The sequence below is a fragment of the uncultured Dysosmobacter sp. genome (genome assembly GCF_947631635.1).
GTDB lineage: Bacteria > Bacillota > Clostridia > Oscillospirales > Oscillospiraceae > Oscillibacter.
In genome coordinates, this window is sequence record NZ_CANRMB010000012.1 from 69,690 (window position 1) to 83,918 (window position 14,229).

The 14,229-nt window shown below is 48.3% G+C and carries 12 protein-coding genes; 3 read left to right on the forward strand and 9 right to left on the reverse strand.

Annotation, left to right across the window (positions count from 1 at the left end):
• Window positions 1-495: 495 nt before the first annotated feature.
• Window positions 496-1,791: a cation:proton antiporter gene (locus Q0Z71_RS08145; protein WP_298020696.1), complete on the forward strand. Its 1,296-nt coding sequence runs from the start codon at window positions 496-498 to the stop codon at window positions 1,789-1,791.
• 38 nt (window positions 1,792-1,829) lie between these two features.
• Here the strand turns inward: Q0Z71_RS08145 and Q0Z71_RS08150 are convergent, their stop codons facing one another.
• The gene (locus tag Q0Z71_RS08150; protein ID WP_298020698.1) at window positions 1,830-2,390 is read right to left on the reverse strand and encodes an NUDIX hydrolase; all 561 of its coding nucleotides are present in this window, start codon (window positions 2,388-2,390) and stop codon (window positions 1,830-1,832) included.
• A gap of 246 nt (window positions 2,391-2,636) precedes the next feature.
• Here Q0Z71_RS08150 and spo0A point away from each other — a divergent pair, with 246 nt between their 5' ends.
• Window positions 2,637-3,404, forward strand: coding sequence for a sporulation transcription factor Spo0A (spo0A, locus tag Q0Z71_RS08155; protein WP_298020701.1), 768 nt, complete (start codon window positions 2,637-2,639; stop codon window positions 3,402-3,404).
• A 211-nt stretch (window positions 3,405-3,615) separates the two neighbouring features.
• Here the strand turns inward: spo0A and Q0Z71_RS08160 are convergent, their stop codons facing one another.
• From Q0Z71_RS08160 to Q0Z71_RS08190, 7 genes are all read right to left on the reverse strand, one after another.
• Window positions 3,616-4,815 (reverse strand): iron-containing alcohol dehydrogenase, encoded by a 1,200-nt coding sequence (locus tag Q0Z71_RS08160; RefSeq protein WP_298020703.1) that lies wholly within the window; start codon window positions 4,813-4,815, stop codon window positions 3,616-3,618.
• Window positions 4,816-4,868: 53 nt separating this feature from the next.
• Window positions 4,869-5,054 carry a tautomerase family protein gene (locus tag Q0Z71_RS08165; protein WP_298020706.1) on the reverse strand — a complete coding sequence of 62 codons (186 nt, stop codon included), beginning with the start codon at window positions 5,052-5,054 and terminating at the stop codon, window positions 4,869-4,871.
• A 71-nt stretch (window positions 5,055-5,125) separates the two neighbouring features.
• Window positions 5,126-6,118, reverse strand: a complete 993-nt coding sequence (locus Q0Z71_RS08170) for a TRAP transporter substrate-binding protein (protein ID WP_363316694.1) — start codon at window positions 6,116-6,118, stop codon at window positions 5,126-5,128.
• Window positions 6,119-6,195: 77 nt separating this feature from the next.
• Window positions 6,196-7,125 (reverse strand): glycyl-radical enzyme activating protein, encoded by a 930-nt coding sequence (locus Q0Z71_RS08175; protein ID WP_298020709.1) that lies wholly within the window; start codon window positions 7,123-7,125, stop codon window positions 6,196-6,198.
• A 3-nt stretch (window positions 7,126-7,128) separates the two neighbouring features.
• Window positions 7,129-9,507, reverse strand: coding sequence for a glycyl radical protein (locus Q0Z71_RS08180; protein WP_298020712.1), 2,379 nt, complete (start codon window positions 9,505-9,507; stop codon window positions 7,129-7,131).
• Between the two features lie 48 nt (window positions 9,508-9,555).
• Window positions 9,556-10,830, reverse strand: coding sequence for a TRAP transporter large permease (locus Q0Z71_RS08185; RefSeq protein ID WP_298020715.1), 1,275 nt, complete (start codon window positions 10,828-10,830; stop codon window positions 9,556-9,558).
• 29 nt (window positions 10,831-10,859) lie between these two features.
• The gene (locus tag Q0Z71_RS08190; RefSeq protein WP_298020718.1) at window positions 10,860-11,381 is read right to left on the reverse strand and encodes a TRAP transporter small permease; all 522 of its coding nucleotides are present in this window, start codon (window positions 11,379-11,381) and stop codon (window positions 10,860-10,862) included.
• A gap of 775 nt (window positions 11,382-12,156) precedes the next feature.
• Here Q0Z71_RS08190 and Q0Z71_RS08195 point away from each other — a divergent pair.
• Window positions 12,157-13,203 (forward strand): LacI family DNA-binding transcriptional regulator, encoded by a 1,047-nt coding sequence (locus Q0Z71_RS08195; protein WP_298020721.1) that lies wholly within the window; start codon window positions 12,157-12,159, stop codon window positions 13,201-13,203.
• A gap of 258 nt (window positions 13,204-13,461) precedes the next feature.
• Here the strand turns inward: Q0Z71_RS08195 and Q0Z71_RS08200 are convergent, their stop codons facing one another.
• Window positions 13,462-13,773, reverse strand: a complete 312-nt coding sequence (locus Q0Z71_RS08200; protein WP_298020724.1) for a transposase — start codon at window positions 13,771-13,773, stop codon at window positions 13,462-13,464.
• Between the last annotated feature and the right edge of the window lie 456 nt (window positions 13,774-14,229).

Below are 14,229 nucleotides of genomic sequence, written 5' to 3' on the forward strand. Positions count from 1 at the left end.
AAGCGGGCGATGCCCGCTGTGCGTAAAGCGCACAGTGATGGACTATGAAATGCAAATCAAGGCCGCGGTCCGCGGCCTGCCACAGCGCACATGCGCTGTGACACTTGAAAAGTGAATGTATCACGTTTCAAGTGATTTGATGATAAACTGTCGAAAAGCCTAAGATCCATGCAAAAAGCAAAGAGACCGCCGCTCGCATTCCGAGACGGTACTAGGATGTGAGATCTTGCTGCAAAATATGCTGAACACCGCGAAATGACGCGGCAGAAGCGCTGGACAGCCGCAGCCGCCCAGCGCTTCTGCCAGCAACGCAATCATTATCGTAAATTTAATAAGTAAAATTATGTAAAAATAAAAAATTTTTAATTATTATACAAAGAAGAATGTGTAAAATGCATGTAAAAATTATGTAAAAAGCGCAAACGTTTACCTTGATTTTTGAAAAGGAGTGCAGTATACTGGGAAGGCATAATTCAGAAGGAGGAAGTTGATACAATGTCTACCCTGCTGTCTGTCTCCATCGCCACCCTGGCGGGGCTTCTGATGACGCGCGCCGCCGGCCGTTTCAAACTGCCTGACGTCACCGCCTATCTGGTGGCCGGCGTCCTGATCGGCCCATATTGCTTGGGTGCCATGCAGATCGAGGGCCTCGGCTTTGTCTCTGCTGAAGCAGTGAGCAGCCTCGCCCTGATCTCGGAGGTCGCCCTGGGCTTTATCGCGTTTTCCATCGGCAATGAATTTCGTTTGAAAGATTTGAAAGCCACGGGACGGCAGGCCGCCGTCATCGGTGTGTGCCAGGCGCTTACCGCCACGCTGCTGGTGGATGTGGCGCTGCTGGCGGTCCATGTCATCCTGCCGGAAAAGCTGTCCGCGGCGCAAGCCATCACCCTGGGCGCCATTGCAACAGCCACCGCTCCCGCGGCTACGCTGATGGTGGTGCGGCAGTACAAGGCCAAAGGCCCGCTGACCAGCCTGCTGCTGCCTATCGTGGCATTGGATGACGCCGTGGGCCTGGTGGCCTTTGCAGTGTCCTTCGGCATCGCAAAGACGCTGGTCAGCGGCGCCGTGGATCTGGTGTCCATCCTGGTGAACCCCCTTGTGGAGATCGCCGCTTCGCTGCTGCTGGGCGCGGTGATGGGATGGCTGCTGACCCAGCTGGAAAAGCTGTTCCACTCCAATACCAACCGTTTGAATCTGACCATCGCCTTTGTGTTTCTCACGGCCTCTCTTGCCATGCTGGAATTTAAAATCGGCCCTGTGACGGTGGGATTCTCCTCGCTGCTGGTCTGCATGATGCTGGGCACGGTGTTCTGCAACCTCTGCCCACTGTCCCATGATCTGATGGGGGCGGCGGACAAGTGGACCTCGCCGCTGTTCGCCCTGTTCTTTGTCATCAGCGGCGCGGAGCTGGAACTCGGCGTATTCACGGATATCGCCATCGTCTGTATCGGTGTGGTCTATATCCTGTTCCGCTCCGCAGGCAAGTATATCGGCGCGTTCGTCAGCGCCAGGTGGACCCATTGCGCGCCTCAGATCTGCAAATACCTGGGCATTACCCTGCTGCCCCAGGCGGGCGTGGCCCTGGGCATGTGCACCACCGCCATGCAGCTGGGGGAGGAGGGGCGGTTGATTCGCAATATCACGTTGTTCTCCGTCCTGATCTATGAGCTGATCGGACCGGTCCTCACCAGGTGGGCGCTGACCAGAGCGGGGGATATCCAGCCCATGCCGCCGGAGGTCCGCAACCGCCGCCAGACCAAGCTGGAGGCCGCCAAAAAGAATGAGCGATAAACCAGCGCCCGTGCATGGCTTTCATGCACGGGCGTTGTTCAAAAGCCGGACAGCTTTGCGTTCAGCTTCTTATAGATCCGTTCCCGGAACCAGGGCTCGGAGGAGGCGGCCACCGCGTCCTCCAGAGCAAACCAGCCGATGCGGCTGTTTTCGTCCGGCTTGCACCGCACCGCGTCCGCCGGGTCCGCCTCCAGCAGGTAGGTGATGTTGAGATGCAGGTGGGAGGAGATGTATTCGTCGCGCTTCTCATGTCCGTCCACAGATAAGATCTCCAGAGAGTAGATGTGCTCCGACAGGGGCCGCACGCGGGTCAGGCCGCTCTCCTCCCGGATCTCCCGCAGGGCGACGCTCAGCAGGTCATGGTCCCCATCGGCGTGTCCGCCCAGCCAGGACCAGGAGCCGTACAGATTGTGGTAGGCCATCAGCACCTGCTTTCGGTCGGGACTGACCACCCAGGCAGAGGCGGTCAGATGGGCGGAGGCATTGTCACGGCTGTACAGATCCTCGCCGCTCTGCAGGCGGCGCAGCAGCTCTGCGCAGTCCCGTTCCTCCTGCCGGTTCCAGGGATGGTAATGGGTCAGTTCAGTCAAAATGTCCATGAAAGCCGTTCCTCCTTTGCTGCTTATCATCATATCACAACAGCGCGGAAAAAGGAAGTGTGGGTCTGAAAGCCTGATGGCGCAAGGAATTGGGAAGTCTCGAAAAAAACGTCGAATGATTTATGGAATAATTTTACAGATACAACTTGAAAATCCTGTAAATTTATGATAGTTTATAGAAAACGTGATTTGAAGACTCACGAATCCGTCGCAAATCGCAAATTCAGGGAAAAGGACAAGGGTAACATGGACAACAGAAGAACTGTATTGCTGGCAGATGCGAATGAAGAATTCCGCGGGATGCTGCGGGAGGCCATGGAAAAGACAGAGGAATTTACAGTGGTGAATTCTACCGGGGATGGGGCGGAAGCTTTACAGTTGATCATGCAGCGCCAGCCGGAGCTGGTGGTGATGGATGTGGCCCTGCCGGGGCTGGACGGACTGGCGGTCCTTCAGCAGCTCCGGGAAAGCGGAGAGAGGATGCCGAAGGTCATCATGGTCTCCGCTTTCTGCACCGACGAGGTGCTGATCCAGGCCAGGGACCTTGGGGTGAGCTATTTCCTGCCCAAGCCCTTTGAGGTGAGCGCCCTGCTGGACCGGATGCACAGCCTGTTTGGACAGGAGGCCGCGCCGGAGCAGCACGCCGCCCAGCTGAAAAACCAGGTGACCGCCGTCATCCACGAGATCGGAGTTCCCGCCCATATCAAGGGCTACCAGTATCTGCGGGAGGCCATTATGATCGCTGTGGACGATATGGAGGTCATCAACGCCGTTACCAAAGTGCTGTATCCCGCCGTCGCCAAGCGGTTTGGCACTACGCCCTCCCGGGTGGAGCGGGCCATCCGCCACGCCATCGAGGTGGCCTGGGACCGGGGCGACCTGGAGACCCTGCAAAAGTACTTCGGCTACACGGTGAGTAATGCCAAGGGCAAGCCCACGAATTCCGAATTCATTGCCATGATCGCAGACCGGCTGGTGCTGGAGCGGAAAAACGGCAAGGGCTTGACAGTTTGAGAAATTCCAAGGCTTTCAGGGGTGGGGTGCTGTTTAGGCACCCCACCGGGCGGTCTCGGGATTTGCACCCGTTAGAATGTGCGCTCGCCGGGTGCACCAGCTACAAGGAGGAAATCCCCACCAGGGGATTTCCTCCTCGCATAAACAGGTACAAACAGATAAACCACCAAGCTATTTATTGTAACTAACACAGCTAAAGTCGTTAAAATGCTTAGGCAGTTGCAACATTTGCCATATTGTAAATTTTGGAAACATCATCTTTATCCAAAACCATAAAGGTTCCAATTTTACGTCTTCCAAAATGTACGCAGCTACTGGAAAGCTGCTCAATTTCTTCTGCTGTTACCTGTCTGCCAAGCAGCTCAGGAATATTCGTCGGCATCCCTAAGGTCTTGAAATATTGTTCCGTCAAGCTGATTCCCTGAAGAGCCGTCTCCTCAAGGTCCTCATAGTTAATAGGAACATTCCACACTTGATTCGCAAATTCAACAAACCGCATCATGTCAGCTTTGTAAACATATCTTGCCCAGGAGCCCCAAACAGCTGCCAGGCCCGCGCCGTGGGCGACATTGAACATTCCGCCCAGTTCGTGTTCGATTTGGTGTGTTGCCCAGTCATCTGCCCGACCAAGGCCAGTCAAATCATTGTGTGAAAGATTGCTTGCCCACAAGATCTCAGAACGGACTTGATAATCCTGCGGCTTCTTCAGAACAAGTCTTCCGTTATCGATAACGTTTTTTAAAACTGCCACCGCAAGCATGTCACTCATATGGTTATGAGATCTCGGCGCAAAATAGCGTTCAAACGTATGCATCATAATGTCTACCACGCCACATACGGTCTGATATTGAGGAAGTGTATACGTTAACTCCGGGTTCATAATTGCAAACTTCGGGCGGCTAAGCTCAGACTTATACCCGCGCTTCAAAAGTGTCTTTTCATCAGTCAAAACACTGGAACTGCTGGTTTCACTGCCAGCCGCCGCAATGGTAACAATGCTTCCCACAGGAAGGGCTGCTTCGACAGGATATTGTGCGCGTCGGTCATAGATTTCCCATACATCGCCTTGATATTTTACACCGTAAGCAATTGCTTTGGCGGAGTCTATCACACTGCCGCCGCCAACAGCGAGAATAAAATCTACACCTTCTTCTTTGCAGAGTGTGATGCCTTCGCGCACTTTACCAATATGAGGATTCGGAACAACTCCGCCAAGTGATACATATTCCAAGCCGGCAGATTTCAAGGACTGCTCAACCCGATCCAAGAGGCCGCTTCTTCTTGCGCTCTCAGAGCCGTAATGGACCAGCACTTTTGTCCCGCCCCACGATTTGATTTCTTCGCCTACATCATTTTCGGTTCCTCGGCCGAAAATAACCCGTGTAGACGAATTAAAAACGAAATTTTCCACATTAATCCCTTCTTGCGTTTATATCTCGTTCATCACAATGTTTATGCTCGAACTCAAACTTTATCGTAAGTAATCCCATTTCTGGCCACGTTATGCTTGGGGTATTCATTGAAAAAAACGCTTACTTTTTCCGGTTGAGCATCAACAGTCTCTACTGCAGCCTCGGTAATTTTTTTCACAAATGCTTCTTTCTGTTCCTGAGTCTTTCCCTCAAGGATATTTACAAAAATAGTAGGCATATTTTATTCTGTCTTCTTTCTTAATTAATATCGTAACCTAAATTGACATTTGCAGCGTCTGGTATCCCCAATTAGTATTTTTCGCCAATGGCCTGAATTTGGGAAACCAGATCCATAACGCCCATTTCCGTGCCGTATTTCTCAATGATGGGAGCGGCGGCAACACGGAAGGACTCCGTATCAATCTGGTCGTTAGTCAGCAGTTCAACCCCCAGATCAGGCAGTTCTTTGATTGCGCGGGCCTCCAGGTCGGAAACAAACTGCCGCTCATAAGCGCAAGCTTCCTTGGCGGCCTCCTTGCAGATGTTCTGCTGCTCTTCGGTTAGCTTGTTCCACAGAGACTCGCTCATCATCATCAGCATGGGAGCATAGACGTGGTTGGTCATGGACATGTATTTCTGAACCTCATAAACCTTCTGCGTGTAGATGGTCTGCACAGGGTTCTCCTGGCCGTCCACAGTACCCTGCTGCAGAGCGGTATAGACCTCGGTCCATGCCATAGGGGTAGGATCAGCACCCAGAGACTTCCAGTAATCCAGGTGGCAGGAGATTTCCATGGTGCGGATCTTCAGGCCCTGCATATCTGCGGCGCAAGTAACGGGATGGATGGAGTTGGTCTCCTGGCGCCAACCATTCTCGCCCCAGGCAAGGCCAATGATGCCGCTCTGCTCATAGAACATATCAATCAGTTCCTGACCAATTTCGCCATCCAGAACCTCATAAACATGTTCGGAATTTTTGAACAGATAGGGCAGAGAAAACAACTGCAACTCAGGGCAGAAACCGGTGACCGTGGAACTGTCGCAGACAGCGGCATCCACCGTACCCATCTGCAGGCCTTCTGCCAGCTCGCGATCATTGCCCAGCAGAGCGCTGGGATACACCTCGACCTGCAGGCTGCCGCCGGACTTTTCAGACACAAGCTCGGCAAACTTCAAGGATGCTGCGTGGAAGGGACTTTCTTCATTCAGAACATGACCAATTTTAATGGTAATTACCTCGCTTGCCTCTGTGTTGTCAGAAGCAGGGGGGGGTATCTGCGGTGGAACTGGATCCGCAACCAGCCAGCAGGGACATCGTCATAACTACGGTCAGGCACAGGCAAATCAACTTTTTCATTTTGGGGTCCTCTCTTTCCTTTTTAAATTTTTACTTTCACACCGCATCCAACCAAAATTTTCCTTGCGTTTTCCATTTCTTCCGTACTCGGAACGTGGGAATGGAACTTATACGCTCTGCCGACAGTTGGATACTTTGATGCGCCATAGGAATGGTACGGTAAAAGCTGAATCTCTGGAATATCAATTTTTTTGAGATACATTCCCGTTGCAACTAGATTCTCTTTTGAGTCATTAACTCCCGGAATGAAGGGCATTCGAACAAGTACACGGCTTCCGGTTCTTTGCAGATATGCCAAATTGCTTAGGATGCGTTCATTAGAAACGGATGTGAATTTTTTGTGCATCTCGCTGTCCATGAGTTTTATATCAAAATAGAACGTATCCACATATGATTGAACACTTTCAAGAATTTCTTTTGATGCAAATCCGCAAGTTTCCAAAACAGTTGAAATATTGGCTTCATGAAATCTTCTTAGAGCATTTTTCAAAAAGTGCGGCTGCATCAGCGGTTCGCCGCCCGAAAACGTGACTCCTCCATTTGAGGCGTCAAAAAAAGGCCTGTCAGAAATCACTTGATGAAAAACTTCTTCAACTGTCATCTCCTGCCCCATCAGAGACATTGCGCCGGTATTGCAGGCTTGCTCGCAGTTACCACAAACTGTACAAAGCTCCCGAGCAATGGTTGGCTTTCCGTCCAAAAAACGTATTGCCTGGTGAGGACAATGCACTTCACAGCTTCTGCATCCAATACAGTGTATCGTTTTCAGTGAAACCTCAATGTTCGCAGCTTGTGACTCCGGATTTGCACACCATGCGCAGCGCAGTGGACAGCCTTTCATAAATACAATCGTTCGGATTCCATCCCCATCATGAAGGGAATACCTCTGGATATTAAACACGATACCACGATCACAGTTAGAAATTGAGCTGTTCACCATTTTCACCACCATTGTTTAGAAATCTTGCTCTGTGCGATTAATAATATCATCCTGCATTTTCCGATCCAGATCCACAAAGTTAGCACTGTAGCCAGCCACACGAACAATCAGATCTCTATGATTTTGCGGATCATTTTGCGCTGCCAGCAACTCTTCACGGGATACCACGTTGAATTGAATATGCATCAATCCCAATTTCATGAAAGAGTGAATGAAAGATACGAGCTTTCGCATATCTTCTTCCGTGCGCAGCGACGTAGGATGCAATTTCATGTTCAATAGCGTTCCATTTGTGGCATTTGCATGATTAATACGGGAAACAGAAAGCAGCACGCTTGTGGGACCGTTAATATCACAACCACTCACCGGGGAAATTCCATCGTTCAGGGGGGTTCCAGACAGCCTTCCGCTCGGAAGCGCACCAACCACTGTCCCCAAAGGCACATGAGATGCCACCGGGAACAGGCCCGGGCGATATTTGCCGCCGCGAACGCATGCATATTGGCTGACTTCTTCACAGTACGAATCCGCGACTCTTTTTGCGAGTTCATCTACCTCCTGAATGTTGTTTCCATATTTTTCAACCTTGTTGACCAGGCCGGCCCGCAGATACTCATTGTTCTCAAAATTGCTGTCAAGAGCTTCGACCAGTTCCGAAAGCGTCATCTTCTTTTCTTCAAAAACGACTTTCTTAAGAACCATCAACGAATCAACTACATTAGACAAGCCAACGCCTTGAACACCAACGTAATTGAACTGTGCACCGCCTCGAGCAACATCAACGCCTTTCTCGAGACAGCCGTCAATCATAGCGGACATGAACGGGATCGGTATCAGCTCACCGTGCATCTGGTCCCATGTATTGAGCATAATGACCATCTGCTTAACAAAATATTTAATCTGGTAATTGTATGCTCTCTCAACCGCGTCATAAGATGTCAACTCCTCAGCCGTTCCGGTTTTGGGGCCAAGCTGAACTCCAGAAAATGGATCAACACCATTATGCAGGGCCAATTCCAAGCACTTTGCCATATTAAGCATGGCAGCATTCGTCCATCCGTTAGTTCCGTTGGATACTACCGGTTCAACGCAACCAACGATTCCATAATTTCGGGCCTGCTGCAAGGTTACAGAAGGCTCTTTCATCAAAGAAGGTATCATCACCTCATCATTGAAAATAGCTGGCTTTCCGCCGCCGCTTTTGATATCAGAAATTGCTTGCATTAAGAACTCATCGCGCACGCCATCATGAACTCGAATGGAGAGGTTTGGCTGATCCATATGCACGTTCTCATCACCGCGCAGGAAGAGCGTGCTGACAACGTTGTACCCATCATTGCCATCAGGTGTTTGGCCTCCCAAAATCAAGTTTTGCGTCATGTTGACGCCGCCAAAATAACTCGTCTTGGGCGGGACATCCGCAATTCGGGTAATTTCGTTGCACTTTAGGCAAAAGCAATCCACCAGTTCCTGGGCCGCATCATTTGTTAAGCCATTCTCTTCCACATCTCGGATGTAGGCATCGTAGAGATACTGATCTGCTCTTCCGAAAGAAAATGCAAAGCCATCCCCTTCGATTTGCACAGTCAGGTGGATGAACCACAAACTCTGCAACGCCTCCTGGAAATTTCGTGCGCTATAATAAGGGACACGGCGGCAGGTCTCCGCAATCTTACGCAGTTCTTCCCTGCGGGAATCAGAAACATCTGCCTGTTCCGCCAATCTGCATGCTTCTGCGGCATAGCGTTCAGAAAAAGTTTTAATTGCCTGACATACAATCAAAATGCTCTGATAGAAATTACTACGGTCTAAGCTATCCGGCTGTGCATAATCTATTGCAGCCAACTGTTTTTTCGCGTCATTTTCAACACTTTGAAAACCATTTCGGACAATACGACCATAGTTAGGGACAAAATGTCCCACATGCCCCCGCAGATTCAAGCTCGGGGAAATGACAGGGTATTTGAATCCATATTGAAACTTAGTCTCTGCATTTAGCCGCTGCATCGATTGATATAAAACCGTTTGATGCTCCCAATAAGGCAGCAGCTGTCTAAGTTCATTTTTTGATTCTTCTGAGATTTCGAACTTACGCATTTCGCGAGTTGCAAACGTATCTAATTCGTCCAAAACCCAGTTGGCGCCGGTTTCCGGAAAAACAGACGCAGCCGCCGGTTTGCTTGCCTGGCTACCTACGATGAGCTCACCATCGCGAATATAAATTGTTTTGTTTTCCAGAATATGCTGCAGCGCTTTTGCTCTGCGAATATAGGGGTGCTCGCCTTCTGTTTGGCGATAGCTTTCTGTGATCAACCGGGCGCGTTCCACGCAAATTGATTTGGGGTACTGCAAGTACTCCCGTTTCAATTTCTCAACTCTCACTGTTAGTGCCATATAACCCACAACCTCCTTCAAATAACTTTTTTCTTCCAGCCGAAAGAATCAAACCAAGTTTAGCAACCTCGGCAAAAACAGCGCCAGCGGCTCACAGAAGGTGACCAATAGGACAACGGCTACACAAGCGCCCAGCAACGGAATCAGCCACCGCACGGTATCTTCAATCTTCAGCTTCATTAATCCGCAGGCAACATAGAGGTTGACACCCAAGGGCGGAGTTACCAATCCCAGACACAGGTTAGCGACCATGAAACAACCAAAATGAATTGGATTAACACCGATAGACTCCATAATAGGCAAAAGCATGGGAGCAAAAATGACAATTGATGCATTCAGCTCGATGAAACAGCCACTAATCAGCAGCATACCGTTCAACAACAGCAGCAACAGCACTTTATTGCTGGTGATAGCCAGCACACCCGCCGCAATCGCATTGGTCACGCGGAAACTGGACATAACCCAACTGAAACTCTGTGCGCAGGCAATAACAAACATAACCATGGCGCTGGTTAGCGCAGAATCCACGAAAATTTTCGGCAGGTCCTTAATCTTCAGTTCTTTATATACGACAAATCCCAAGAACAAGCCGTAAACCGCCGCAACAATGGCCGCTTCCGTCGGAGTAAAGACACCACCGTAGATGCCCCCCAAAACGATCAAAGGCATAAAAATGACCCAAATGGCTTCCTTTGTCGCGACTAAAACATTTTTTGCAGAAAACTTTACATCAGTTCCAACAAATCCCCGCTTTTTAGAAATAAAATAAACCATAATGCAGAGCACTAATGCAATCATAATGCCGGGGATAACACCGCTCATAAAGAGCGCGCCGATAGAAACGCCGGTCGCCACTCCAAATGTGACGAATAAAACGCTGGGAGGAATCAGGGGTCCAAGTGCGCCAGCAGTCGCTGTCAAAGAAGTTGCGAACTTCTTATCATAATTGTTCGCTTCCATTGCGGGTATCATAATTCCGCCAACCGCAGCCGTTGTTGCCGGCCCAGATCCAGAGATCGCAGCAAAAAACATACTGGTAACAACTGTCACAAGGCCTAACCCGCCGGTCATTTGCCCAACGAAAGAAGACGCGAAATTAATCAACCGCTTTGACAAGCCGCCGTGCTCCATGATGGAACCCGCAACAATAAAAAAGGGAATTGCCATCATAGGAAATGAGTCCGTAGCAGAATACATTCGCTGTGCAATAACCGCTAAAGAAACGTCTCCGCTTACTGCCAATGTAATAATTGCCGATAACCCCACACAAATCGCAATTGGAACGCCCAAAATCAAAAGTAACGCGAAAATACCAAAAAGCATGCCTCCAACCACTTCTGTTCACCCACCTTTTATAAATTTACTTCAATGTCCTTTTTGTTAAATGCTTCTTCAATTGACGCAAGGAGCCTTGCAATGCATTGAACCACCATTATTCCGAAAGAGCATGTCAAGCCAAGATAAGGAATATACATAGGAATATGCATTGCCGGAGAAATCTGGTTTTTGGAAATTTGTAATGTTATAATCTCAAGGCTGAACCAAAATACAATTCCGCAGAACACCAATGTTGCGACTTCACGGAAGATGTTCAACGCTTTCTGTACCGGCACAGGGAGTCGATCCACCACAACGCGCACATCTGTATGTGTTCCTCGCATAATTCCCATGCTTGCTGCAATGTAAGTCAGCCAGACAAAGCTGAACCGCAAAAGCTCCTCAGACCATGGAAGCGAAGCTTTTAGTATAAAGCGGCATACAACCTGCATAAAACCGACAATAATTGTTTCAGCAAAAATAACTGTTATTATCCATCTTTCGATTTTATCTATGCCGTTAGTAAGAATACTTAGTACATCTCTGCATTTTTTCATAATTATGACCCTTTCCTCCAAAATCAACATATTTTATAGCCGATAATTGTGATAAACTGATCTCATGGATTCTTGCTCTGTCGGTGCAGGCATAAGGTTTGTTTTACAAATGTTTATCCTCAGCTGCAAGGATATCTGCCGGAGTAAAGCCGGCGTTTACAGTTCAGCAGCTATGGCCTTGGCGGCAGTCAAGGCCCGGTCAGAGCTGTCCGCCACACAGCCGCCACAGATAGCCTGCCGCTTATCGCCGTTTTCTCTCAGTCAATAATAGTCAGCCGTCTTCAAAGCTGTCAATCGTCAAATATCTGTCACACCAGGAAGCATCTCCCTTATAAATCTCAAAATCGCTCCAAAAGAGTTTGTTCCAAACATGGTACAAGCTATATAATACCTAATACCATAAATCTTACTTTTGAATATGCGCCTCCAATCCCACTATCAGTTTTTCTGCTTTCCAGGAAAACGCAAAGCACAGAGGTGTAACATTTCTTCAACAGGTGAGACTGTCTCATTCGTGGTACCGTTTTCATAAAAATATAATACCAGCTTATTTCTTCTTATTCAATACAACATTTTTTAAGAAAAACTACACTTAATTTTGGATGAAATGTCATAAGAAAAAATGAGATGAGAAAAATAAGAGAAAAAACAAGAGAATTTTGTACAATATATACCAATGATTTTGCAACCGGTTTCTATTTTAATTTTATTGATAATGCGTTGATTTTCGACTATTTTAGATATAAAATAAGAAAAAATATTTAGGGGTATGCATATGGAAAAGAAAATTACCATTCGTGACGTTGCAAAAGCGGCTCACGTTTCTGTAACCACAGTCTCCCGCGTTTTAAATAATAATGTTCATGTAAACAGTGAAACGAAAAAGCGTGTAACAGATTCGATCGAAAAGCTTGGTTTTATTCCAAGTTCAAATGCACAAAGCTTAAAAACCAGCACCACACATACCATCGGGTTCCTTGCCTCTGATATATCAAATGTTTTTCACAGCACAATCGCCCGCGGCATCGAGGATATCGTCAACGAAGAAAATTATGCGATCCTACTGTGCAGCACAGGTGAAAATCCGAGTCGGGAACTTTCATACCTTAAAATGCTTGTAAGCAAGAACATCGATGCTTTAATTATCAATCCAACAGGAAGCAACGCCCAATTTCTTTATGAATTAAGCAGGAAAATCCCGACCATTCTGTTGAACCGGCGAGTTTCCTATTCGAATTTTGATTATGATTTTTTTGACACAAATGGGTATAAAGGCTCATATCTTTTGACCAAGCAACTTTTAACATTGAATCACCGCCGTATTTTTGTTATATCCGGGCCAAATCATCTGAGTAATGCAATATCCAGATTTCAGGGGTTTACTGACGCCATGAAAGAAGCAGGCATCACAGTCGATGAAAGCTATCCATATGTTTTCGACGGCCAATTTTCTTTTGAGGGCGGAGTCCACGCCATCGATTACCTCTGCTCCCTCCCTGAATACCCCACAGCAATTCTTTCACAAAACAACCTTTCTACCCAGGGGGCACTTTACGCACTTAAACAGCGAAACATTTCTATCCCCGAAGATATTTCAATCGTCTCTCATGACGAGTTGAGCAACTGGGATTTCATGTCTATCCGCCCTACTCATGTTATCTTCAATACGCCCTATATTGCAGAGCAGATAGGTCATCGTATTTTAGCGCGCATGAAAACCCCGTCCCTACCTTCCCAAGAGTTTATTTACGAGCCCATAATTATACCTGGAAATTCCGTAACGATTCCAACGGATCATCTGGCTCGACGCGGACATTTTTGAAATCAAGGAGAAATGCTCGCATGTTGGCCAAGTGTTTGACCAGTCAAGCACGTATAGTCAGATCTCAGCCCTCCCGTAACCAAGAGCGACTTCGCCGGTAATTATCGGGCGGGAGAAATCTCTTGAAAATATGAATACCCAAAAGAGCCCATTCGTTGAAATCGTCAAGAAGTGGGACGTTATAAAGCATGCTCTACAAAAGCAGGAAGACGGGTTAGCCCAAAAGGATTGACCTCTCTCCCTGCTTTTTTCTGTATTTTAAAGTCTACACCCTTTTTTCTGGGATAAGGCACAATAAAGGACCTGCTGACAAAAAGGAAAACTGGGCTGAGGAAACACCGCCTCAGCCCAGATAAGTTGGATTTTCAGCTTATAGAAGATGACCCTAACCATCCGTTTCAGGTTTGAGGCCGTGGCAGTCAGGAAGCATTCCTCGGTTGCTGTTGCAATGCCTCTCTTACGGATCTTTGAAATGCAGTGTTCCTGTTTTAGAACAGCGAAGGTGCCCTCTGTAAAATGCTGGATAACAGCTGCTGGCCAGGATTCTGCGCCGAATGCCGGACTTGTCAAAACGAGTCGGTCGGTTGGGACAATGCACGCAATATTGCCTCTGTTTGGTAACAGCGTAAATACTTGCCGGTGGATTTATTGCAATTCAATCTGTGGTAAGTAAGAGGCATTTCTTTCAGACGAATAAACGCATCTCGCTCTGGAACAAAGGTAAAGCCGTGCTTCTCAGGCGGATTGGAGAACTGAATGGCGGGGATAAAGCCAGTAATATCCAATTATTTTGAGATACCCATTCCGAGTTATCTCTGCGCTAAGAGTCAGGCTTCGTCCAGTTGCCCTCCGTATCGCACCGTAGGCGCAGCTTTCATAACGCTCTCTTTCCAGCGCGCAAGGCTTTTGAGGGTACCAACAGGCTCATATATCACGCGGCTTTAATTACTTGATGCCGGCGATATCCTTGGCAAACTGCTTCTTGCCCTGGATGTTGCCCTGGCGGGCGATCATGATGCGCTGGGC